Below are 22,703 nucleotides of genomic sequence, written 5' to 3' on the forward strand. Positions count from 1 at the left end.
GCAGCGATGCTCACCGTTCCGGCCGGAGTCCGCTCGCTCACCGGGCGCGCGGCACCGCTCAGATCGAAGAGGATCTTCCATGCGATTCACCAGAAAACTCGCGCTCGCCGCCACCGCGGCGGCCGCGCTCAGCCTCAGCGCGGTCATCCCCGCCACGGCCGCGTCCCCCGACGACTCCGCGCCCTCGTACCAGGAGTTCGCGGCGTCGACCTATCGGGACATCGACGGCGCCTACGTCGTCAACGGCGATGAGGTGATCTCGAACAAGAAGGAGCTGCGCGCGTTCTACGACCGGCTGATCGGCCCGGAGACCCGCACCGACGGCCTCATCGTCAACACGGTCAACAACATCGACGACAAGTGGTCCGCCTCCCAGGTCGCCAACCTCACCTACTGCGTGAGCACGAAGTTCGGCAGCCGTCACGCCGACGTCGTCCGGGCGATGGAGGGCGGCGCCGCACTCTGGGAGTCCGCGTCCTCGAAGATCGACTTCCGCTACGTGAGCAGCGCCGACGCCAACTGCACCACGCGGAACAACGCCGTCGTCTTCTCCGTCGAGCCGGTGGCCACGACGCAGTACATCGCCCGCGCCTTCTTCCCCAGCACGCCGGCCCGGCAGCAGAACGTCCTCATCGACGACTCGATCTGGAGCGCCGGAGCGTGGACCCCGACCAACGTGCTCGGCCATGAGCTCGGCCACGTCCTCGGCTTCCGCCACGAGCACACCCGCCCGGAGGCGGGCACCTGCTTCGAGGACAACAACTGGCGTCCGCTCACGCCGTACGACTCGTCGTCGATCATGCACTACCCGCAGTGCAACGGCAGCTCGGCCGATCTGTCGATGACCAGCGTCGACCGCAGCGGCGTCGTCTCGCTCTACGGGAACTGACGCCCTCGTCGGACCCGTTCCGGCACCACCGAGGCCCGGTCGTTCCGCGACCGGGCCTCACCCGTGTCCGCGGTCGGTGCGGCTCAGGCGGAGCCGCGGACGACGAGCTCGGTCGGCAGGATGGTCGTCCGAGGCGGATCCTCGCCGGCAAGCCGGGAGAGCAGCACCTGCGTCATCGCCTCGCCCTGGGCGTACATGGGCTGGCGCATGGTCGTCAGGGGCGGGTCGGTGCTGAGGGCCACCGAGGAGTCGTCGAAGCCGACGAGCGCGATGTCCTCCGGCACCCGCACCCCGGCGGCGCGGAGGGCCATGAGCGCCCCGCGGGCCATGAGGTCGCTGGCGACGAAGATCGCGTCCGGCCGCCCTTCCGCGAGCAGACGGCGGGCGGCATCGGCTCCGCTCGCCTCGCTGTAGTCGCCCTCCTCCTCCGCGAAGGGGGTCAGCCCCGCGGCGGCGAGCGCGGCGCGGAACCCCTGCACGCGGTCGGTCGACGACGGCATCGTGAGCGGACCGGAGATCGTGGCGATGCGGGTGCGTCCGATGTCGACGAGGCGCTGCGTGGCCGCCCGTGCCCCGGCGACGTTGTCGACGTCGACCACGTAGTCGCCTTCGGCCCGGCGCACCGGACGGCCGCCGTAGACGACGGGGACCGCGTCGGCGATCCGGTCGACGAACGCGTCACTCGTGTGGTGCGACACGATGAGCGCGCCGTCGACGCCGCCGTTGCGCACGAAGCTCGTCATCTTGTCGCCGGGGTCGTCGCTCGCGATCAGCAGGTTCAGGAGGTAGTCGGAGCTGCGGAGCGCGCCGGTGATGCCGGCCACGATCGCCGCGAAGAACGGGTCGCCGAAGAAGCGGGTCGTGTCCTCGGGGACGATGAGGGCGATCGCGTGCGTCTGCCGGGAGGCGAGCGAGCGCGCGGCACGGTTCGGAACGTAGTTGAGCTCGTCGATCGCGGCGCGCACGGCGGCGAGCGCTTCCGGGCTGACCGCGGTCGACCCGTTGACCACCCGCGACACGGTCGACCGGGACACGCCGGCGGCCGCTGCGACCTCCTCGATGGTCGCGCGGGGCGACATCATCGCTTGCTCTCTTCCATCGCCCCATTCTCATCCACCCGGAGCCAGGCCGTGAAAATCCTCGCTTCGAGTCGCCCGATTGGTCCCATTTCGGCCGCAGATGGGACCAATCGGGCGATTCGAACGGGTCAGAGGGACCGGGCGGCGATGATCCGGGCGTACTCGCGGCCGGAGTCCTTGACCGTCCGCTCCTGGGTGTCGTAGTCCACGCGGACGATCCCGAAGCGCTTGTCGTAGCCCCAGGCCCACTCGAAGTTGTCGAACAGGGACCAGTAGAAGTAGCCGCGGACGTCCACGCCGCTGTCCCTGGCGTCCAGCACGGCGTCGAGGTGCGCGCGCAGGAACGCGGTGCGGTCGGCGTCGGGCACCCGCGTCTCCCCGTCCTCCCCCACGACGGTGTCGTCGTAGGCCGCGCCGTTCTCCGTCACCGAGAGCACCACACCCGCGGGCTCGGCGTACTCGGTCCAGAGCCGCTGCAGGAGTCGCGTGAGTCCCTCCGGCTGGACCTCCCAGCCCTGGGCGGTCCGCGGCAGTCCGCGCTCGACCGCGTGGATGCTCTCGTGCGAGGGATACGGGCTCCGCGTCACGTGCGCCGTCTCCGGGCCGCTGGACACCGCCGCGTCGTCGGGCCCCGTGCCGGACACGAGGTCGCCGTGGTAGTAGTTCACACCCTGGGTGTCGATGCGCTGGGCGATCGTGTCGAGGTCGCCCTCGTGCACCGCCGCCTCGAACCGCGCCACGGCCTCGGGGTCCACCGCGCGGATGTCCTCCACGGTGTCGGCGGGGTAGGCACCGCGGTAGATGGGGTCGAGGAACCACCGGTTGAACTGGCCGTCCAGCCGCCGCGCCGCGTCGACATCCGCGGGGTTCTGCGGGTCGGCGGGGTCGGCCACCGTGTGGTTCAGCGTGATGCCGAGGTTGAGGGAGGCGTCGCGGCCGCGGAGCTCCCGCACCGTCGCACCGTGCGCGAGCAGCAGGTGGTGCGAGGCCAGCAGCCCCTCGGCGACGCTCGTGTGCCCTGGCGCGTGCTCGCCCCCGGTGTAGGAGAGGAAGGACGAGCACCACGGCTCGTTCAGGGTCGTCCACACGTTCACGCGGTCGCCGAGGGCGTCGTGCATGGTGCCCGCGTACTCCAGGAAGCGCTCGACGGAGTCGCGGTTCGTCCAGCCGCCGACCTCCTGCAGGGCCTGCGGCATGTCCCAGTGGTACAGCGTGAGCCAGGGCAGGATGTCGGCCGCGAGGAGCTCGTCGACGAGGCGGCTGTAGAAGTCGACCCCCGCCTGGTTGACCGCGCCGCCGTCGGGGCGCACGCGCGACCACGAGGTGGAGAAGCGGTACGTCTGGAGGCCGAGCTGCTTCATCAGCGCCACGTCCTGCGGATACCGGTGGTAGTGGTCGCACGCCACATCCCCGTCGTCGCCGCCGACCACGGCCCCCGGCACCCGGCAGAAGGCGTCCCAGATGGAGGCCGTCCGTCCGTCCTCGAAGGCGGCGCCCTCGATCTGGTAGGCCGCGGTCGCCGCGCCGAAGAGGAAGTCCGAGGGGAAGGCACGCGTCATAGGGGTCATCCTTTCACCGCGCCCGCCATGATGCCACTGACCAGCTGCCGCCCCGCGATCACGAAGAGCACGAGGAGCGGAAGGGTCGCGAGCACCGCGCCGGTGAGCACGATCGAGTAGTCGATGTAATAGCCGGACTGCAGCTGGCTGAGCGCCGTCTGCAGCGTCGGGTTCTGGGGGGAGAGCACGATCAGGGGCCAGAGGTAGTCGGTCCAGGCGGTCATGAACGTGAACAGTCCGAGGATCGCCATGGCCGGCCGCGCCGCGGGCACCCCGACGGTGAGGAAGGTGCGGAACTGGTTCGCGCCGTCGACCCTGGCGGCCTCGATGAGCTCGTCCGGGATCACGTCCACGAGGTACTGCCGCATGAAGAACACCCCGAACGCCGTGACGAGGGTCGGCACGATCACCGCACCGATCGTCCCCGTCCAGCCGAGTTCGCGCATCAGCATGAACAGCGGGATGATGCCGAGCTGCGTGGGGATGGCCATGGTCGCGATCACGAACACCATGAGGCCGTCCCGCCCGCGGAAGCGGAGCTTCGCGAACGCGTAGCCGGCGAGCGTCGAGAACGTGACGACGGAGATCGTGATGATCGTCGAGATGAGGAGCGAGTTGCCGAGGGCGAGCCAGAACGGGATCGCATCGAACACCTTCGCCGCGTTCGTGAGGAAGTTGCCGCCGGGGATGAGGGGCAGGGTCTCGCCGCGGGTCGCGTTCGTCCCGCTTGCGACGACGAACGACCACCACAGCGGGTAGGCGCCGCCGATGACGAAGGCCGCGAGGAGCCCGTAGGTGAGGAAGCCCGGGCGGCTGCCGAGGCCGGCGCTCCCGCTCGCGGTGCCGCGCCGGCGGCGGATGCGCTCCGGCACGCTGAGGGCCTGGGTGGCGGTCATCGCGCCTCCTCCTTCCCGGTCGGGCGGATGCGGCGTCGGGCCGCGCGGTTCTTCGGGGCGTCTCCGGTGGCGATGCGCCGGGAGATCAGGAAGTTGATGAGGCCGATCGCGACGATCAGCAGGAAGAGCAGGATCGCGACGGCCGAGGCCTCACCGAGGTTGCGGCGGAAGAACGCCAGCTCCCAGAGGAACAGCACGGTGGTCTGGAACTGCCGGTCGCTGCCGCCGATGCCGCCCGCGGTGGAGACGTCGAACAGCCGCGGTTCGGCGAAGATCTGCAGGCCGCCGATGGTCGCCGTGATGATGACGAAGATCAGCGTGGGACGGATGGTGGGGATCGTGATGGCGAAGAACCGCCGCACCGCCCCGGCACCGTCGAGTGCGGCCGATTCGTAGAGGTCGCGCGGCACGGCCTGCATCGCGGCGAGGAGGATGAGGGCGTTGTAGCCGGTCCAGCGGAAGTTCACCATGACGGCGATCGCGATGTGCGACAGGACCGTGTCGTGCTTCCACTGCTGATCGGCGATGCCGACGAGGTTGAGGAGATTGTTGGCCAGCCCGTCCGCCTCGTTGAAGATGCTGGAGAAGATGATCGCCACGGCGACCGGGGTGACCACGAACGGGATGAGGACGCTCATCCGCCAGAACGTCGGCGTCCGCAGTCCGCGGTCCAGCAGGTAGGCGATCACCAGAGCGACGGCGAGCTGCGGGATGGCGGAGAGCAGGAAGATGCTCAGCGTGTTCCGGATGGAGTTCCAGAACATGCCGTCGCCGAGGATCGCCGCGAAGTTGCCGAAGCCGACGAACGGTCCCTCGCCCTTCAGCAGGTCCCACTCGTGGACCGCGACCCACACCGTGTACAGCAGCGGGAAGAGGCCGATGAGCCCGAAGAGGAGGAAGAACGGGGAGATGTAGAAGTACGGCGAGGCGCGGTGGTCGAAACGGGAGACGCGGGTGCGCCAGGAGCGTCGCGGCGGCGCGTCGGTCGCTGCGGGGGCGGCGGCCTGCGGCTCCGCCGGCGGGGCGGTGAGGGTCATGGGCGTGTCCTTAGCCGGGCTTCGACAGGCTCAGCCACCCGGTCTTCTGGGTCGCTGAGCCTGTCGAAGCGAGATGATCAGCCGACGAGGTCGTTCAGGAGGCCGATCGCCTGGTCCCAGGCGCCCTGCGTGTCGGTCTCGCCGCGGTCGAGCGCGCTGAGCGCCGGGCCGAAGACGTTCTCCTGGATCACCGAGTCATCGGCGCCCTTGAACTGCGCGACGACGCCCTTGGCACGTTCGGCGAGGATGGCACCGGTCGGCGCGTCGTTGAAGAACTCGTTGGGCGTGGCCTCCTCGGCGAGGGACTCCTGCGCCTTGATGGTCGAGGGGAAGTTGCCCGCGGCGGCGGACTGCTTCACCTGCTGCTCGGGCTGCGTCAGCCAGTCGGCGAGCTCGGCCGCGGCCTCCTTGTGCTCCGACGACTCCGGGATCGAGAGGAACGCGCCGCCCCAGTTGGCCGCGCCGCCGGGGAACACATCGGCGAAGTCCCAGCCGGTCGACGCGTCGCCGCCGCCGGCCTCGACCTGTCCCTGCACGACGCCGAGCATCCAGCCCGGGCAGACGAAGGTGGCGAAGGTGCCGTCGACGAACGACTTGCCGCCGTTCCAGTCCCATGCGGTCTGTGCCGCGGACTGGCCGCCCTCGGTCGCGGCGCCGAGGAGCTCGAAGCGCTCCTGGAGCTCGTCGTTGCCCTCGACGTTGAGCTCGCCGTCGGCGGTGTAGTAGCCCTCGTCGAGCTGGTTCACCATGGCGTTCCAGACGAAGCCGGAGTGGTCGTACCAGGCCTTGCCGGTCTTGGCCGTGTAGTCGGCGCCGACCTGGAAGTAGTTCTCCCAGTCGCCGTTGAGCAGCTCGGCGACCGACTCGCGGTCGCTGGGCAGGCCGGCGGCCTCGAACGCGGCGCCGTTGTAGCAGATGCCGCTCGGGCCGATGTCTGTGCCGTAGCCGATGACGCGGCCCTCGGCGTCGGTCGCCTGGCCGTACTTCCAGTCGACCCAGTCGTCCTTGCGGTCCTCGATGCCGTAGTCGCGCAGGTCGACGAAGGTGTCCGAGACGTCCATGATGGCGCCGAGCCAGCCCTCCTCGATCGCGACGATGTCGCTGAGGCCGGAGCCGGCGGCGATCTTGGTGAAGGCGTCGGTACGGGCGTTGCCACCGGTGTCGATGTTGGTCGCCTCGATCGTCACGTTCGGGTGCGCCTTCTCGTACTCCTTGTAGAGGTCGTCGTAGCCGAAGGTGCCGAAGGTGGTGACGGTCAGTGTGACCTTCTCGTCGGCGCTGCCGCCGGTGTCGCCGTCGCCGCCGGTGCTGCCGGAGCAGCCGGCCAGGGCGAGAGCGGAGACGGATGCCGCGGCGGCTGTCGCCAGGATCCGGGTGCGGGCACGTGAGTTCACGGTTCACTCCTTTGTGGGTTCGTGCGGGTGGTGGTGCGTAGGGGCTCGTGGGAGCGCTCCCACAAGGTTGTCGTGAACTCTATGGGAGCGCTCCCATGATGTCAAGAGCGCCGTCTGCAGGCCCCTCCCGCGCAACCGGCGTACCCTTGTCCGGTGCCCGAAGCCACCCTCTCCCCTGCCCTCGCCCGCGCCGAATCCCTGATCCGCAGCATCCCGGACTACCCGGAGCCCGGCATCATCTTCCGCGACATCACGCCGCTCCTCGCCGACGCCGAGGCCCTCCGCGTGACGACCGAGGCGATCATCGAGCCCTTCGCGGGGCAGTTCGACGTGGTGGCCGGCATCGAGGCGCGGGGCTTCATCCTCGCCGGGGCCGCCGCCATCGCCGCGGGGGTCGGGCTGATCCCGATCCGCAAGGCCGGCAAGCTCCCCCGCCCCGCCGCCTCCGTCGACTACGCCCTCGAATACGGCACGGCGACCATCGAGATGCACGACGACCTCCCCGCCGGATCCCGCGTCCTCCTCATCGACGACGTGCTCGCCACCGGAGGGACGCTGGCCGCCGGCCGGCAGCTCGTGGAGCGTCTCGGCAGCCACGTCGCCGGCATCTCGGTGCTCTTCGAGATCGACGGCCTCGGCGGCCGCGACACGATCGGCGACCTCCACACCGTCTTCCACTCCTGACCCGAGACCCCGGGTTCCCGCCGACGCCCCGGCGTAGCGGCGCGCGCAGGACGGGGTCTGGGCGAGAGCCCGGGGTCTCAGCGGAGCATCGGCGAGCGGTAGACTGAACCCGCCCGTCCGCCCGCGACTCTTGGAGCCGTCATGCCCACCATCGTCGTCGACGTCATGCCCAAGCCCGAACTGCTCGACCCGCAGGGGAAGGCCGTCTCCGGCGCCTTCGCCCGCCTGGGCGTCGAGGGCTTCACCGACGTCCGCATCGGCAAGCGCTTCGAGCTCACCGTCGAGGGCGAGGTCACCGACGAGGTCCTCGCCGAGGCCCGCCGTATCGCCGACGAGGTGCTCTCGAACGCCGTGATCGAAGACGTCGTGGGCGTCGAGGTGGCGGAGTGACCGTCCGCATCGGCGTCGTCACCTTCCCCGGCTCGCTGGACGACGTCGACGCGCAGCGCGCCGTCCGCATCGCCGGAGCCGAGCCGGTCGCCCTGTGGCACGGCTCGCACGACCTCGAGGGCGTCGACGCCCTCGTCCTCCCCGGCGGGTTCAGCTACGGCGACTATCTCCGCGCCGGAGCCATCGCCGCCCTCTCGCCCATCATGAGCGAGGTCAAGGACGCCGCCGCGAAGGGCATGCCCGTCCTCGGCATCTGCAACGGCTTCCAGATGCTCGTCGAGGCGCACCTGCTGCCCGGCGGCCTGATCCGCAACAACCACCAGCACTTCGTGCGCCGCGACCAGAAGCTCACGGTCGAGAACGCCGACACCGCCTGGACCAACGCCTTCCGCACCGGCCAGGAGATCGTCATCCCGCTGAAGAACGCGGACGGCGGCTACATCGCCGACGAGCAGACGCTCGACCGCATCGAGGGCGAGGGTCTCGTGGCGTTCCGCTACGCCGGCGTGAACCCGAACGGCTCGCTGCGCGACATCGCGGGGCTGACGAACGAGGCCGGCAATGTCGTGGGCCTGATGCCGCACCCCGAGCACGCCACCGAGCCCGGTTTCGGTCCGGACACCGCTGTCGCGATGCGCAGCGGCGTGGACGGCCTCGACTTCTTCACGAGCGCGATCGCCGCCGTCGCCCGCGTCGCCGCCTGATACCTCCCTCGACCCACCCCTCTGCGCGCGTCCCACCCCGTTGCGGGCGCGCGGAAGGGGCCGGGTCGACCGCAGAAGGCCGGGTCGACAGGCGGGTCAGGGGAGGCGGAACGGGTTGTCGCCCACGGCCGCGAGCAGGTACCAGGCCGTCGTGCCGGTGTGCAGGCTCGCGTAGTAGAGGTCGCCGAAGCCGGAGTCGAGTCCGTCCGTCGAGGTCGCCACGATGCCCTTGCCGTCGCCGTTCGCCGCGTCGCGCTGCACCAGCCGGATGTCGGCCAGCAGCTCCTCCGCGCGATCCTGGTCGCCGGCGGCCCCCCGCTCCTGCAGCGCGAGCGCGAGGTGCCCGCTGCCCTCGAACCAGACCTTCGACACGTCCGCGTCGCTGATCGACGGGCCCCGGTACGGGCCGTCCTGGGCTACGAGGTGCGCGAGCGTCCAGTCGACGGCCGAGCCGTATCGGGCGTCCCCGGTGCCCAGCAGGCTCCACGTCTGGGCGTCGAGCGGGACGGGACGGGTGTTGACCGTGGTGCCGTCGAGCAGCGTCCCGGTGTCCACGTGCCCGTCGACGCTCTGCATCGCCGCGACGAATCCGGCCGCCACCGCCGCCCGCTCCGCCCACACCCCGTCGCCCGTGAGCTGGCCGAGCTGCGTGAAGAAGCCGGCGATGTCGCTGTTGTGCTCGGTGGACTTCCACTCCAGCGGCACCCCGGCATCGGTCTGCCCGCCGGTGTAGCCGTAGGGTGCCCGCGTCATGTCGGCGGTGTTGTCCTGGATCCACTCCGCGATGCGCACCGCGCCGTCGAGATACCGTGTCTCCCCGGTGGCATGGAAGAGGCGGGTGAGCGCCATGCCCACCCAGGCCTGGTTGCCGGTGAAGGTGCCGGGCCCGGTGATCTCCATCCGGCCCTGACGGATGCCGTGCGGCTCGTACGAGGTGCGGACGCGGCCGTCGCCGACGGGGTCGTTCTCCTGCACGAAGAGGAGGGTGTCGGCGACGGCTCGGGCGCGGCGCAGGTCGTCCGGCAGACCGCGGGCGGTGTAGGCGATCACGACGAGGGCGTCGTCGTACACGAAGGAGGGCGTGAAGTCCCACGACGGCGTGGTGAAGAACCCGCCCTCGTAGCTGCGGGGCAGGCAGCGGCCCTCGCCGTCGCAGAACTCGTCGACCCGCGCGTCGAGGAACTCGTACGCGAACGCGACCGAAGCCGCGGGGTCGTTCACCGGGTCCGCCGGGGGCTGCGCGCGGGCACCGAACGCGTCGGACACGGCGGGGGCGGCGCCGACGAGCACGGCACCGACGACGAGCGCGGCGACGACCGCCCAGGGCGCGGATCGGCGGGCGGAAGCGGACATCACGACCTCTCGACGGCAGGACCCCCGGGGGACATGCCGCGAGCGACAGGGGGGATGCTCGCAACCCTGTCATGACAGGAGGCACCGGGGGAAGTGTCTTTCGGCCACATGCGCGTGTACCAAAGCGACCGGATGCATGCAAGGCGTTTGCCGCGTCCGGGGCACGGCGCGCACGATGGTCCTCCCGTCCCCGACCTCCCGGAAAGGACACCCCATGTCCCGCGACCAGTACACCTTCACCAACCCGGTTGAGCTCTACGCCGGCATCCAGCCGCAGAAGCAGCACATGCGCGAGCCCGGTCTCGACGCCGACCTCACTCCGAAGGCCGACCTCGGCGAGGAGTCGTACCGCGGCACCGGACGGCTGACCGGGCGCAAGGCACTCATCACCGGCGGCGACTCGGGCATCGGCGCGGCCACCGCGATCGCGTTCGCCCGCGAGGGCGCCGACGTCGCGATCTCCTACCTCCCGGAAGAGGAGGAGGACGCGAGCCGCATCGCCGGCATCCTCCGCGAGGCGGGAGCCACCGTCGCCACGATCCCCGGCGACCTGCGCGACCCGGAGTACTGCCGCACCCTGGTGGCCGAGGCCGTCGCGGCGCTCGGCGGGCTCGACATCCTCGTCAACAACGGCGGCAAGCAGGTCTTCCAGGAGTCCCTCACCGATGTGACGGACGAGCAGTTCGACGACACGTTCAAGACCAATGTGTACGCGATGTTCTGGATCACGAAGGCCGCCCTCCCACACCTCCCCGCCGGCTCGACGATCATCAACACGACCTCTATCCAGGCCTACTCGCCGTCGGACATCCTCGTCGACTACGCCTCGACGAAGTCGACCATCAATGCGTTCACGAAGGGCCTCGCCCAGCAGCTCGCGCCGAAGGGCATCCGCGTGAACGCCGTGGCTCCGGGACCGATCTGGACCCCGCTGCAGCCGAGTGACGGGCAGCCGCAGGAGAAGATCGCGCAGTTCGGCCAGGACACTCCGCTCGGCCGGATGGGTCAGCCCGCCGAGCTCGCTCCCGCCTACGTCTTCCTCGCCTCCCCGGAGTCGAGCTACGTGCTCGGCGAGACCCTGAACGTCAACGGCGGCATGCCGACGCCCTGACCCTCATCCCCTCATCCCCCGTCGACCCACCCCCTTCCGTTCCTCCCGGCCCCTTCCGCCCGTTCGCAAGGGGGTGGGTCGGACGGAAAGGGGTGGGTCGGCGGATGGGGGGAGAGAGGCCTCCGAACCGTTTCGATACCTGTGGTGGCGGGACTGTAAGCGTTTGCAGTAGCCTGATCGCATGGCACAGCTCGAACAGATCGCAGCCCCCGGTTCCGAGTGGTGGCGCAGCGCCGTCATCTACCAGATCTACCCCCGCTCCTTCGCGGACGCGTCGGGCGACGGCATCGGCGACCTGCCGGGCATCACGAGCCGCCTCGACGCCCTGCAGGAGCTCGGCGTCGACGCGATCTGGCTCAGCCCTTTCATGACGAGCCCGCAGCGCGACGCCGGCTACGACGTGGCCGACTACCGCGACGTCGACCCATTGTTCGGCACGCTGGCCGACTTCGACGAGATGCTGGCATCCGCCCACGCCCGCGGCATCCGGGTGATCGTCGACCTCGTGCCCAACCACTCCTCCGACCAGCACCCCTGGTTCCAGGAGGCGCTCAAGGCGGCGCCGGGCAGCCCGGAGCGCGCGCGCTACATCTTCCGCGACGGCCGCGGCGAGAACGGCGAGCTGCCTCCGAACAACTGGGAGTCGGTGTTCGGCGGCGGCATGTGGCAGCGCGTGACGGAGGCCGACGGCACGCCCGGCCAGTGGTATCTGCACATCTTCGACGCGACGCAGCCGGACTTCGACTGGAACAACGAGGAGGTGCAGGAGGAGTTCCGCTCGATCCTGCGCTTCTGGCTCGACCGCGGCGTCGACGGCTTCCGTGTCGACGTGGCCCACGGCATGATCAAGACCGAGGGCCTGCCGGATTACACGCCGCCGACCGACGCCGACTCCATGGGCGGCGGCGAGTCGAACGTGCCGTACTGGGGCCAGGACGGCGTGCACGAGATCTACCGCGACTGGCACAAGGTGCTCGCCGAGTACGACGGCGACCGCGCCCTGTGCGGCGAGGCCTGGATGCCGACGCTGAAGGAGACCGCCCTCTGGGTGCGTCCGGACGAGATGCACCAGACCTTCAACTTCCCGTACCTGATGACGGCGTGGGACGCGAAGGCGCTCGGCGACGTGATCCGCGAGTCGCTGGACGCGTTCGGCGCGGTCGGCGCCCCGAGCACCTGGGTGCTGTCCAACCACGACGTCGTCCGGCACGCCACGCGCCTCGCCCTCACGATCGACAACCCGCAGGGCGAGGGCATCGGCCCGAACACCCCGGACAAGCCCGACACCGCCATCGGCCTCGCCCGCGCCCGCGCCGCCACCACGCTGATGCTCGCGCTGCCCGGCTCGGCCTACCTGTACCAGGGCGAGGAGCTCGGCCTGCCCGAGGCCATGGAGATCCCGGACGAGTACCGCCAGGATCCGACCTGGTTCCGCACGAACGGCGAGCGCTACGGCCGCGACGGCTGCCGCGTGCCGCTGCCGTGGGAGGCGGAGGCTCCCGCCTTCGGCTTCAACGACACCGGCCTCTCGTGGCTCCCGCAGCCCGCGGACTGGGCGGCCTACGCCCGGGACGTCGAGGAGGTCGACCCGGCGTCGACCCTCGCCCTGTACAAGCGCCTTCTCGCCGGCCGTCGCGAGTTCGGATTCGGCACCGGGTCACTGGTGTGGGAGGACGCCGGTCCCGATGCCGTCGCCTTCCGTCGCGGCGAGGTGCACGTGCTGGCGAACCTCGGCACGGCTCCGCTCGACCTCCCGGAGGGCGCGGTCGTCCTGCTCCGCAGCCAGCCGTTCGACGGCCCCGAGGTCCCCGTCGACACCGCCGTCTGGTACACCAAGGCCTGACACCCGCTGCGCCCGTGACGCGCTCCACCCGGGGCGTGTCACGGGCGTCTCCGATCCGAAGGACAGACGATGGCGAGCATCGACGAGGTCGCCCGGCTCGCCGGCGTCTCCACCGCGACGGTCTCCCGCGCGCTGAGCGGCCGCGGGCACGTGTCCGAGTCGGCGCGCGAGCGCGTGCAGGCGGCTGCCGCCTCCCTCGGGTACGTCGTGTCCTCCCGCGCCTCGAGCCTCGCGTCGGGGCGTACGCGCAACATCGGGGTCGTCGTGCCGTTCCTCGACCGCTGGTTCTTCAGCACCGTGCTGTCGGGGGTGTCCGCCGCGCTCATGCGCGCCGGCTACGACATCACGCTCTACAACATCACCGCCGACAAAGACGTGCGCCGGCACGTCTTCGACACGTTCCTGCGCCGCCAGCGCGTGGACGCCGTGATCGCCGTGTCCATCGAGCTGGACGACGACGAGACCCAGCAGCTCCTCGATCTCGGACTCCCCGTGATCGCGATCGGCGGCCCGAACCCGAAGCTCGACACCCTCACGGTCGACGACGTCGCCGTGGCCCAGCTCGCGACGGAGCACCTGCTCGGGCTCGGGCACACGGAGATCGCCCACATCGGCGCGAACCCCGAGTTCGACATCGACTTCCACATCCCCACGAACCGCCGTCTCGGCTTCGAGAGGGCGCTGGCGAGGGCCGGCGTCCCCCTGAACCCCGCGTACCTGGAGCCCGCCGACTTCACGGTCGAGGGCGGCTACCGCGCCGCGAAGCAGCTCCTCGGGCGCCCGGGGCCGCGCCCCACCGCGGTGTTCGCTGCCTCGGACGAGATGGCGATCGGGGCGCTCCTCGCCGCCCGCGACCTCGGCTTCGCGGTGCCGGGCGACCTGTCCATCGTGGGCATCGACGGCCATGAGCTCGGCGAGTTCTTCCGCCTCACCACGGTCGACCAGTTCCCGCTCGGCCAGGGCGAGCGGGCGGCCGACGCGGTCCTCGCGAAGCTCACCGACCCCGATGCCGTGCGGCCGCCCGCCGCCCTTCCGTACGAGCTCAACGTCCGCGGCACGACCGCCCGGCTCGTCTGAGCCGGGCGGCGTTCACAACTCAGGAGTACGGCGCGCGGAGACCGCGGTTCCGGCCCTGACGGGCGTAGGTGCGCCGGTTCTCCTGAGTTGTGAACGCGTCGAGCTCAGCACTCTGCGGTCGCGTCCTGCCAGGTCCGGTAACCGCCGTCGAGATTGCGCACCGCGCGCCCGTGCTGCCGCAGCAGCCGGGTGGCGATGTGACCCCGAAGGCCGACCTGGCAGTGCACCACCAGAGGCCCCTCCGGCAGCTCGTCGAGGCGGTCGCGCAGCTCGTCCAGCGGGATGTTCCTGGCGCCGGGGATGGCGCCGTTCGTATGCTCGGCCGCGGTACGGACGTCGATGAGGGTCGATCCCGCCCGCAGAGCGCCGTCGAGCTCGTGCCACTGGAGGGTCGGCGTGGTGCCGTTGCGGGTGTTCTCGGCCACGTAGCCCAGGATGTTCACGGCATCCTTCGCGGAGCCGAACTGCGGAGCATACGCGAGCTCCAGGTGCGCGAGACCGGAGGCGGTGACGCCCGCCTGCAGCGCCGTCGCGATGACGTCGATCCGCTTGTCCACGCCGTCACGGCCGACGATCTGCGCGCCGAGGATGCGGTCGGTGACAGGGTCGGCGAGGAGCTTCATCGACAGGGTCTCCGCGCCCGGGTAGTAGCCGGCGTGCGATCCGGGGTGCACGTGGACGGCGAAGAACGCGCGGCCCGCGGCACGGAGCTGCTTCTCGCTCCAGCCGGTCTTCGCGGCGGCGAGGCCGAACACCTGCACGATGCCGGTGCCGAGGGCGGGGCGCGCCGACTCCTCCCGACCCGCGATGACGTCGGCCACCATGCGGCCGTGGCGGTTGGCGAGACCGGCCATTGTCACCAGCGCCGCACCGCCGCCGATGAGGTCGGTCTTCTCGACGCCGTCGCCGACCGCGAAGACGTCCGGGGCACTGGTGCGGCACGCCTCGTCGACCGCGATGCCGCCGGTCTCGCCGAGACGGATCCCGGCGGCGCGGGCGAGTCCGACCTCGGGCACGACCCCGGAGGCATCGACGAGGAACTCCGCGGGGAGGGTGGCACCGTCGCTCAGGGTCACGGAATCCGCGGCCGTGGCCACGACCTCGACGCCGAGTCGCACGTCGACCCCGCGGCGCCGGACCTCGGCCGCGAGCGGGGAGGCCATCTCCGGATCCAGCGGGGCGAGCAGCTGGGCACCGCGTTGCACCAGGGTGACCGCGGCGCCCCGGGCGACGAGGTTCTCCACCGCTTCGAGCCCCGTGTATCCGCCGCCCACCACGACCACCGGCAGCCCGGGGCGGAGGGCTGCGTCGATCGCATCGGCATCGGCCACGGTCCGCAGGCTCCGCGCGGGGAGGGCTCCGGTCGGCTCGTCGCCGCGGGGCCGGGCACCGGTGGCGAGCACGAGGCGATCGTACGGGTGGGCGCTCCGACGGCCGCTGTCGAGATCGACGACCTCGACCCTCTTGCGCGCGGTGTCGATGCCGACGACGTCGTGACGGACGCGGACGTCGAGCCGGAAGCGGCGGTGCAGCGACTCCGGGGTCTGCAGGAGGAGGGCGTCGCGCTCCTCGATCACGCCGCCCACGTAGTAGGGCAGGCCGCAGTTGGCATACGAGACTTCGGGCCCGCGCTCGAAGACGACGATCTGCGCGGACTCCTCGAGCCGCCGGAGCCGGGTCGCCGCCGACATGCCGCCGGCGACGCCACCGACGATGACGACGCGGAGCGGCACGCTCATCGGCCGAACAGCCGGGACAGGAGACCGCCCTTGGCCTCGTCCTTCGGGTGGCCCGCGCACCAGTCCGACGCCGGCACGGTGCGGCGGACGGCGTCGACGTGCTGGCCGCACCCCGCCCAGGTGGTCTTCCCGCAGGTACGGCAACGGACTGCTCGACACATGTGTTCTCTCCTCACTCGATACCCCGGTGGGTATCCAGACACTATACCCCCGGGGGTATAGTGGAGCGCACAGCCGGCCTTCAGGGAGAGACCATGACCACCGTCGACACCGACACGCAGCGCAAGATCGCCAACCGCCTCAAGCGCGCCCAGGGACAGCTCGGCGCCGTGATCGCCGCGGTCGAGAGCGGCGGCGACTGCCGGGCCGTCGTCACGCAGCTGGCCGCCGTGACCTCCGCGTTGGACAAGGCCGGGTTCCAGATCATCGCCTCCGCCATGAAGACCTGCCTGGAGGACCCCGCGCAGGACGACGCCGTCCCCCTCCCCGACCTGGAGAAGCTCTTCCTCACCCTCGCCTGAACGCGACCCGGCCCCTTGCGGCCACCCCGGCCCGTTGCGGACGATCGCAACGGGCCGGGGCGCACGCAAGGGGCCGGGTCGGCGAAGGGGGATCAGGGGACGAGGAGACCCGTGGCCGCGGTGCGCGCCGTCTCGAAGCGGCGCTGCACGTCGGGCCAGTTCACGAGGTTCCAGAACGCCTTGACGTAGTCCGCCCGCACGTTGAGGTAGTCGAGGTAGTAGGCGTGCTCCCACACGTCGAGCTGCAGCAGCGGGATGACGCCGAGCGGCGCGTTGCCCTGCTGGTCGAAGAGCTGGAAGATCACCGGGCGAGCGCCCACCGAGTCCCAGGCGAGCACGGCCCAGCCGGACCCCTGCACGCCGAGGGCCGTCGCGGTGAAGTGCGCGCGGAAACCGTCGATCGAGCCGAACGAGTCCGCGAGGGCCGCCGAGAGCTCGCCCTCCGGAGCCCCGCCGCCCTCGGGCGAGAGGTTCTGCCAGAACACGGAGTGGTTGATGTGGCCGCCGAGGTTGAACGCGAGGTCCTTCTCGAGCTTGTTCACCGCTCCGAGGTCGCCGCTGTCGCGGGCCGCCGCGAGCTGCTCCAGCGCCGTGTTCGCGCCGGTCACGTAGGCCTGGTGGTGCTTGGAGTGGTGCAGCTCCATGATCTTGCCGGAGATGTGCGGCTCCAGCGCCGAGCAGTCGTAGGGCAGCTCGGGGAGCGTGTACGGAGTGGACATGGGGGTTCCTTTCGTGACGGGGTCAGAGGGCAGTGTCGTGGGACAGGGCGTGGAATCGGCGGTCGATGTAGACGAGCGGGCGGGCGGGACGGCCGGTGAGCACCTCGAGCACCTCGGCGATCACCACGGTCGACGAACCGACGGGCACGGTCTGGATCGCCCGGCAGCGCAGGGCGACACGGGCCTCCGCCAGGTGCGGCTCGCCGGTCGGCAGCGTCGTCCAGCCCTGCTCGGGCGTGAAGCGCTCGGAGCCGCTCACCGCGAAGCTCTGGGCGAGCGCGGAGTGCTCGTCGTCGATCAGGTGCACGACGAAGGTCTCGGCGCCGAGGATGGCCCCGGCGCTCCCGGTCGCCCTGGTCACCGAGAACACGATCGCCGCCGGGTCGACCGCGACCGACGACACGCTCGACGCCGTGAGGCCGACGGGGCCGTCCGGACCCTGCGCCGTGATGATGGCGACACCGGCGGGGTGGGTGCGGAACGCCGCCTTGAGCCCCTCCCCGACCGGCGTGGGCACCGGAGCGGCGGGGTGCGGGGTGGTGTGCGGGTCGGGGGTCATCGGGTGCTCTCCTCGAGAGGGATGGGGGTGGGGGTCGCGTGGGCGCGCATGGCCGCGCGGTCGACGAGCTTCGTGCGCTCCCGGCCGCGGACGGCTCCGGCGCGGCGCTCGGCCTCGTCGATGCGCAACCAACCCTCCCAGTCCACCACGTCGGGGAGGTCCAGGGGCGGGTCACGGTCGATGCGGGCGGACGGCGTCGCGGCGAGGTCCTCCACGAGATGCTGCACGGTCTGCGCGGCGTCGGACTTCGTGGAGCCGATGAGGCCGATCGGTCCGCGCTTGATCCAGCCGGTCGCGTAGAGGCCGGCGACGGGCGTGCCGTCGGCATCGAGCACCCGCCCCTCCGCGTTCGGAACGATGCCCCGTGCCGCGTCGAACGGCACACCGGGCACGGGCGAGGAGAGGTAGCCGATCGCCCGGTAGACGGCGCCGACCTCGTACCGGACGAGCTCGCCGGTGCCGACCATGCGGCCGAGCGGATCGGAGGCCGTGCGCTCGAACTCGATGCCCTCCACGCGGTCCGCGCCCAGGACGCGGACGGGTCGATGCCGGAAGTGCAGGTGGATGCGCCGGGAGGCCCCAGTGGACGGACGCTGCGCCCATTCCGTGAGGGTACGCACGATGATGCGGCGCTGCGAGAACTGCTCCAGCATGCGGGCGGCGTGGTCGTCGAGCGCGAGGTCGGCGGGATCGACGATCACCTCCACGTCGTGCTGCTCCCCGAGCTCGCGCAGCTCCAGGGCTGAGAAGCGCACATCGGCGGGGCCACGACGGGCGAAGAGGTGCACGTCGCGGACCCGGCTCGCGGCGAGCTCGTCGAGGATGTGGTCGGGGGTGTCGGTCGACTCCAGCGCCGCGGCGTGCTTTGCGAGGATGCGCGTGACGTCGAGGGCGACGTTGCCCGCCCCGAGCACGGCCACGGCCTCCGCCTCCAGGCCCCAGCCCCGCGCGACGTCGGGGTGCGCGTCGTACCAGGCCACGAAATCCGCGGCGCCGAACGATCCGGGAAGGTCGGCTCCCGGCACGTCGAACGCCACGTCACGGTCGGCTCCGGTCGCGATGACGACGCCGTCGTACGCCCGGCGGAGCTCGTCGACCGTCACATCGACGCCCACCTCGACGTTGCCGAGCAGCCGGATGCCGGGCTGGAGGAGCACGTCGTGCAGCGCATCGATGATCTTGCGGATGCGCGGATGGTCGGGGGCGACGCCATAGCGGACGAGGCCGTACGGAGCGGGGAGCTTCTCGTACAGGTCGATGGCCGCCTCCGGCACCTGCGCCCGGAGGAGGTCGGCGGCGTAGATGCCCGCGGGTCCCGCGCCGACGATGGCGATGCGCGGCGTCACTCGTGCACCTCCTGCGGCGGGAGCGCGGCGATGAGCGGGTGGTCGTGCCGGATGAGTCCGGTGCGGGCGGCGCCGCCGGGCGAGCCGATCTCGTCGAAGAACTCGACGTTGGCCTTGTAGTAGTCCTGCCACTCGTCGGGCAGGTCGTCCTCGTAGTAGATCGCCTCGACCGGGCACACCGGCTCGCACGCTCCGCAGTCCACGCACTCGTCGGGGTGGATGTAGAGCGACCGCTCCCCCTCATAGATGCAGTCGACCGGGCATTCGTCGATGCACGCCTTGTCCTTGAGGTCGACGCACGGCAGTGCGATCACATACGTCATCGCGACTTCTTCTCTGTCCCACTCACGCCCTCCACCGTAAAACCTCAAGCGCACTTGAGGTCAAATCGAGGCCGTGGAATCAGGACGGGGAGATCTCGAAGGGGGCGGGGAGGAGGTGCTCCTCGCGGGAGCTGGGGCCGACGAGGAGCGTGAAGGCGCCGGCCTCCACGGTCCGGACGCCGGCGGCGGTCACGATCGTGCAGTCCGCGACGGGGACCTCGATCCGCACGCGCGCACTCTCCCCCGGCGCGAGGTCGACCTGCCGGAAGGCCTTGAGCTCGCGGTCGGTCCAGCTCACGCTCGTCACCTCGTCCCGCACGTACGCCTGCACGGTCTCGCGGACGGGCCGGTCCCCCGTGTTCGTCACGGTCACGTGCCCCACCACGGTGTCGCCGAGGCGCAGCCCCGTCTGCTCCAGCTCCAGCTCCGCGTACGCCACGGTCGTGTACGACCGGCCCTCGCCGAAGGCCCACGCGGGCGCCTGGGTCAGGTCGGCGTAGCGGTCGCCGTGCTGACCACGGATCTGGTTGTAGTAGGTCGGCTGCTGCCCGACGTGCCGCGCGAACGAGATGGGCAGCCGCCCCGAGGGTTCCACGGCACCCGTGACGATGTCGGCGAGCGCCCATCCGCCCTGCATACCCGGATTCGCGGCCCAGACCACCGCCGCCGCCCGCTGCACCGACGGCGGGAGCACGAGCGGCTTGGACGCGAGGAGCACCACGACGACGGGCTTCCCGGTGTCGATGAGCGCGTCGAGCAGCGCATTCTGGCCGCCGATGAGCTCCAGCGTGGCCGTGGACCGCCCCTCGCCCACGAGCTCGATGCGATCGCCGACCACCGCGACCACGACGTCGGCGGCCTCGGCAGCGGCCACCGCCTCCGCGATGAGCGCAGGATCCGGCGGGCACGGCTGCACCACGGGAGGACGCGGCTGGTTGTCCGGGAAGTGCGTGCCGCGGGGGTCGTCGGCGAGCGTGAGGATGTCGGCGCCGCGTGCATGCGTGACCGTCCACGCGTCCACCGCACGGAGGCCGTCGAGCACGGTCGTGATCATCTCGCGGGGCTGTCCGTCGAGCCAGCCCGCCTGACCCGAGCCGCCGGCCCAGTCGCCGAGCTGCGTCTGCGCGTCGTCCGCGAGCGGCCCGGTCACCGCCACCCGCAGCGGCGCCGCGGCATCCAGCGGCAGCACGCCGTCGTTCTCCAGGAGCACGAGCGAACGGCGCGCGATCTCGAGGTTGAGCTCCGCGTGCGCGGCGCTGCCGACCACGGCGGACACGTCGTCGCGGGGCAGCCGGGGGTCCTCGAAGAGCCCGAGTTCGAACTTCAGCGTGAGGATGCGGGAGACCGCGTCGTCGAAGGCGTCCTCCGGCAGCAGCCCCCGGGCGACCGCGTCCAGCGCCCCCTCGAAGAACCCGGGCGTGGTCATCACCATGTCGTTCCCGGCGCGCACCGCGGCGGCCGCGGCATGGGTGAGGTCGGGCTGCACCCGCTGCTCCCACACCATCCGGCCCACGTTGTCCCAGTCCGTGATGAGGGTGCCGGTGTAACCCCACTCGCCGCGGAGCACGTCGCTGAGCAGCCACTCGTTCAGCGTGATCGGCACCCCGTCGGTCGTCTGGTACCCGAGCATGAACGTCCGGCAGCCCTCGCGGGCGACCCGCTCGAAGGGCGGCAGGAACCAGGAGCGCAGCTTGCGTGGGGAGATGTCCGCCTCGCTGGCGTCGCGTCCGCCCTGCGTCTCGGAGTAGCCGGCGAAGTGCTTGGCCGTCGCGAGGATGGCCGTGGGGTCGTCGAGCCCGTCACCCTGATAGCCGCGCACCATGGCCGAAGCGAGCTCCCCGATGAGGAACGGGTCCTCCCCGAACGTCTCCCCCACCCGCCCCCAGCGCAGGTCGCGGGCGATGCACAGCACCGGCGAGAACGTCCAGTGGATGCCGGTCACGGCGACCTCCTCTGCCGTCGCCCGCGCCACGCGCTCGACGAGTGCCGGATCCCAGGAGGCTGCCATGCCGAGCTGCGTGGGGTAGATCGTCCCTCCTGGCCAGAACGAGTGGCCGTGGATGCAGTCCTCGCCCACGAGCAGCGGGATGCCGAGCCGTGTCTGCGCGACCAGGGCGGCAGCCCGCCGCAGACGCTCGTCCGAGGCGTGCAGGATCGATCCCGCGTGCCGCCGGAGCACGTGGTCGTCGATGTCGTCGCGGGCGTCGAGCTGGAGCATCTGCCCGACCTTCTCCTCCACCGTCATCCGGCTGAGGAGGTCGGCCACGCGTTCGGGGATCGAGAGGGCGGGGTCCTGATACGGGAGTTGCGTGGTCAGAGTCTGAGAGGTCATCACTTCGTGTTCTGGTTCGTGTGCGGTGTCGCGGTGTTCGAGGAGTCGGTGGCGCCGGAAGCGCCCGGCGAGGTCGCCGACGATACGGGATCGGGGCTCTTCTCCGGCAGGGGCACGCGGCGGACGGCCGTGACGGCGTCGTTCACATTCAGCCCCTTCTTCTTCATCGCCCTGGCCCGCTCACCGGCCGACCGCAGTCGCGGGTTGACGTACTCGTCGATGCCGAAGTTGATGAGCGAGAGCGCGACGCCGATGATCGCGATGCAGAGCCCTGCCGGCACGTACCACCACCACAGCCGCGGGAACGCACCGTTCTGCTGCGCCCAGAACAGGATCGTCCCCCAGTTGAGGTTGCTCACCGGGATCACGCCGATGAAGGCCAGGGTCGTGAGGCCGAGGATGGCCGCGGTCACGGTGCCGACGAAGCTCGAGGCGATGAGCGCCATGAGGTTCGGGAGCATCTCGACCGTGATGATGCGGCGCAGCGGCTCGCCGTTCGCGCGGGCGGCCTGGATGAAGTCGCGGTTGCGCAGCGACATGGTCTGCGCGCGCAGCACCCGGGCGCCCCACGCCCACCCGGTGATCCCGAGCACCGCGGCGATCACGATCAGCGGTGGGTTCTCGAACTGCGAGGCGATGATGATGATCAGCGGGATGCCGGGGATCACCAGGAACACGTTGGTCAGCGCCGACAGCGACTCGCTCTTCCAGCCGCGCACGTAGCCGGCGATCACACCGATCGTGATCGCGATGATCGTGGCGATGAACGCCGCGAGGAAGCCGACGACGATCACCCCGCGGGTGCCGTAGATGATCTGGCTCAGCACGTCTTCGCCCATGTGCGTCGTGCCCAGCCAGTGCTCCCAGGAGGGTGGCTGCCGGAGCGCCGTGCGGTCCTTCTGGGTCGGTCCGTACGGGGCGATCCACGGGGCGAAGATCGCGATGAGCACGAACGCCCCGAGGATGAGGAGGCCGGCGATCGACTTGGAGTTGCGGAACATCGCGAACGCCTGCGCGAGCTGCGACCAGAAGGTCTTGCGGGGCGGCGTCCCGGTCGGCGGGGTGCGCAACGTGGCGGTCTCGGGCATGCCGGAGACGACGGCCGATCCGTCCGGCGCTGTGTTCGCTGCGGTGGTGGGGACGGTCAT

The 22,703-nt window shown here is 71.0% G+C and carries 22 protein-coding genes; 8 read left to right on the forward strand and 14 right to left on the reverse strand.

The features are described 5' to 3' along the window. Window positions 1–79 precede the first annotated feature (79 nt). Complete coding sequence (locus AB0300_RS13790) at window positions 80–889, forward strand: M57 family metalloprotease (protein ID WP_085604743.1); 810 nt, start codon at window positions 80–82, stop codon at window positions 887–889. A gap of 83 nt (window positions 890–972) precedes the next feature. Here the strand turns inward: AB0300_RS13790 and AB0300_RS13795 are convergent, their stop codons facing one another. The 5 genes from AB0300_RS13795 to AB0300_RS13815 form a co-directional block, all read right to left on the reverse strand. Then, window positions 973–1,968 (reverse strand): LacI family DNA-binding transcriptional regulator, encoded by a 996-nt coding sequence (locus AB0300_RS13795; RefSeq protein WP_025103979.1) that lies wholly within the window; start codon window positions 1,966–1,968, stop codon window positions 973–975. Window positions 1,969–2,096: 128 nt separating this feature from the next. Further along, window positions 2,097–3,527: a GH1 family beta-glucosidase gene (locus AB0300_RS13800; RefSeq protein ID WP_366216197.1), complete on the reverse strand. Its 1,431-nt coding sequence runs from the start codon at window positions 3,525–3,527 to the stop codon at window positions 2,097–2,099. A gap of 5 nt (window positions 3,528–3,532) precedes the next feature. Beyond that, a complete protein-coding gene (locus tag AB0300_RS13805; RefSeq protein WP_303709006.1) occupies window positions 3,533–4,423 on the reverse strand; it encodes a carbohydrate ABC transporter permease in 891 nt (296 codons plus the stop codon). Beyond that, window positions 4,420–5,460 carry a sugar ABC transporter permease gene (locus AB0300_RS13810; protein ID WP_126894051.1) on the reverse strand — a complete coding sequence of 347 codons (1,041 nt, stop codon included), beginning with the start codon at window positions 5,458–5,460 and terminating at the stop codon, window positions 4,420–4,422. Before AB0300_RS13810 ends, AB0300_RS13805 begins: the two co-directional genes overlap by 4 nt. Window positions 5,461–5,537: 77 nt before the next feature. Continuing rightward, window positions 5,538–6,854 carry an ABC transporter substrate-binding protein gene (locus tag AB0300_RS13815; RefSeq protein WP_303709004.1) on the reverse strand — a complete coding sequence of 439 codons (1,317 nt, stop codon included), beginning with the start codon at window positions 6,852–6,854 and terminating at the stop codon, window positions 5,538–5,540. A gap of 153 nt (window positions 6,855–7,007) precedes the next feature. On the opposite strand from AB0300_RS13815, the gene AB0300_RS13820 reads away from it, so the two are divergent. From AB0300_RS13820 to purQ, 3 genes are all read left to right on the forward strand, one after another. After that, window positions 7,008–7,538, forward strand: coding sequence for an adenine phosphoribosyltransferase (locus tag AB0300_RS13820; RefSeq protein ID WP_025103984.1), 531 nt, complete (start codon window positions 7,008–7,010; stop codon window positions 7,536–7,538). A 141-nt stretch (window positions 7,539–7,679) separates the two neighbouring features. Next, window positions 7,680–7,928: a phosphoribosylformylglycinamidine synthase subunit PurS gene (gene purS, locus AB0300_RS13825; protein ID WP_025103985.1), complete on the forward strand. Its 249-nt coding sequence runs from the start codon at window positions 7,680–7,682 to the stop codon at window positions 7,926–7,928. After that, complete coding sequence (gene purQ, locus AB0300_RS13830; protein WP_025103986.1) at window positions 7,925–8,632, forward strand: phosphoribosylformylglycinamidine synthase subunit PurQ; 708 nt, start codon at window positions 7,925–7,927, stop codon at window positions 8,630–8,632. Before purS ends, purQ begins: the two co-directional genes overlap by 4 nt. Before the next feature lie 96 nt (window positions 8,633–8,728). Here purQ and AB0300_RS13835 read toward each other — a convergent pair whose 3' ends face one another. Beyond that, entirely contained in the window at window positions 8,729–9,985 is a 1,257-nt protein-coding gene (locus AB0300_RS13835) for a hypothetical protein (RefSeq protein WP_366216198.1), read from the reverse strand. Between the two features lie 214 nt (window positions 9,986–10,199). Here AB0300_RS13835 and AB0300_RS13840 point away from each other — a divergent pair, with 214 nt between their 5' ends. The 3 genes from AB0300_RS13840 to AB0300_RS13850 all read left to right on the forward strand — a co-directional run bounded on the left by AB0300_RS13840 (window position 10,200) and on the right by AB0300_RS13850 (window position 14,016). Continuing rightward, on the forward strand, window positions 10,200–11,096 hold the full coding sequence (locus AB0300_RS13840; RefSeq protein ID WP_366216199.1) for an SDR family oxidoreductase: 897 nt from the start codon (window positions 10,200–10,202) through the stop codon (window positions 11,094–11,096). Between the two features lie 181 nt (window positions 11,097–11,277). Next, window positions 11,278–12,939 carry a glycoside hydrolase family 13 protein gene (locus tag AB0300_RS13845; protein ID WP_144881464.1) on the forward strand — a complete coding sequence of 554 codons (1,662 nt, stop codon included), beginning with the start codon at window positions 11,278–11,280 and terminating at the stop codon, window positions 12,937–12,939. A 69-nt stretch (window positions 12,940–13,008) separates the two neighbouring features. Beyond that, window positions 13,009–14,016, forward strand: a complete 1,008-nt coding sequence (locus AB0300_RS13850; RefSeq protein WP_366216200.1) for a LacI family DNA-binding transcriptional regulator — start codon at window positions 13,009–13,011, stop codon at window positions 14,014–14,016. A gap of 104 nt (window positions 14,017–14,120) precedes the next feature. On the opposite strand, the gene AB0300_RS13855 is transcribed toward AB0300_RS13850, so the two are convergent. Further along, a complete protein-coding gene (locus tag AB0300_RS13855) occupies window positions 14,121–15,755 on the reverse strand; it encodes an FAD-dependent oxidoreductase (protein WP_366216201.1) in 1,635 nt (544 codons plus the stop codon). After that, window positions 15,752–15,916, reverse strand: a complete 165-nt coding sequence (locus tag AB0300_RS13860; RefSeq protein WP_164498176.1) for a hypothetical protein — start codon at window positions 15,914–15,916, stop codon at window positions 15,752–15,754. The genes AB0300_RS13855 and AB0300_RS13860 overlap by 4 nt, the downstream gene beginning before the upstream one ends. A gap of 93 nt (window positions 15,917–16,009) precedes the next feature. Between AB0300_RS13860 and AB0300_RS13865 the strand changes: the two genes are divergently transcribed. Next, window positions 16,010–16,276 carry a metal-sensitive transcriptional regulator gene (locus tag AB0300_RS13865; protein ID WP_025103992.1) on the forward strand — a complete coding sequence of 89 codons (267 nt, stop codon included), beginning with the start codon at window positions 16,010–16,012 and terminating at the stop codon, window positions 16,274–16,276. Between the two features lie 92 nt (window positions 16,277–16,368). Here AB0300_RS13865 and AB0300_RS13870 read toward each other — a convergent pair whose 3' ends face one another. From AB0300_RS13870 to AB0300_RS13895, 6 genes are all read right to left on the reverse strand, one after another. After that, window positions 16,369–16,995 carry a superoxide dismutase gene (locus tag AB0300_RS13870; protein ID WP_366216202.1) on the reverse strand — a complete coding sequence of 209 codons (627 nt, stop codon included), beginning with the start codon at window positions 16,993–16,995 and terminating at the stop codon, window positions 16,369–16,371. 22 nt (window positions 16,996–17,017) lie between these two features. Further along, window positions 17,018–17,554 carry a flavin reductase family protein gene (locus AB0300_RS13875; protein ID WP_174521465.1) on the reverse strand — a complete coding sequence of 179 codons (537 nt, stop codon included), beginning with the start codon at window positions 17,552–17,554 and terminating at the stop codon, window positions 17,018–17,020. Beyond that, window positions 17,551–18,900 carry an FAD-dependent oxidoreductase gene (locus AB0300_RS13880; protein WP_366216203.1) on the reverse strand — a complete coding sequence of 450 codons (1,350 nt, stop codon included), beginning with the start codon at window positions 18,898–18,900 and terminating at the stop codon, window positions 17,551–17,553. Before AB0300_RS13880 ends, AB0300_RS13875 begins: the two co-directional genes overlap by 4 nt. Next, a complete protein-coding gene (gene fdxA / locus AB0300_RS13885) occupies window positions 18,897–19,223 on the reverse strand; it encodes a ferredoxin (protein WP_025103996.1) in 327 nt (108 codons plus the stop codon). Before fdxA ends, AB0300_RS13880 begins: the two co-directional genes overlap by 4 nt. Before the next feature lie 79 nt (window positions 19,224–19,302). Next, on the reverse strand, window positions 19,303–21,555 hold the full coding sequence (locus tag AB0300_RS13890; RefSeq protein ID WP_366216204.1) for a glycoside hydrolase family 3 N-terminal domain-containing protein: 2,253 nt from the start codon (window positions 21,553–21,555) through the stop codon (window positions 19,303–19,305). Beyond that, window positions 21,555–22,703 carry an ABC transporter permease gene (locus AB0300_RS13895; RefSeq protein ID WP_366216205.1) on the reverse strand — a complete coding sequence of 383 codons (1,149 nt, stop codon included), beginning with the start codon at window positions 22,701–22,703 and terminating at the stop codon, window positions 21,555–21,557. The genes AB0300_RS13890 and AB0300_RS13895 overlap by 1 nt, the downstream gene beginning before the upstream one ends.

This window comes from Microbacterium sp. NPDC078814 (genome assembly GCF_040702645.1).
Taxonomy (GTDB): domain Bacteria; phylum Actinomycetota; class Actinomycetes; order Actinomycetales; family Microbacteriaceae; genus Microbacterium.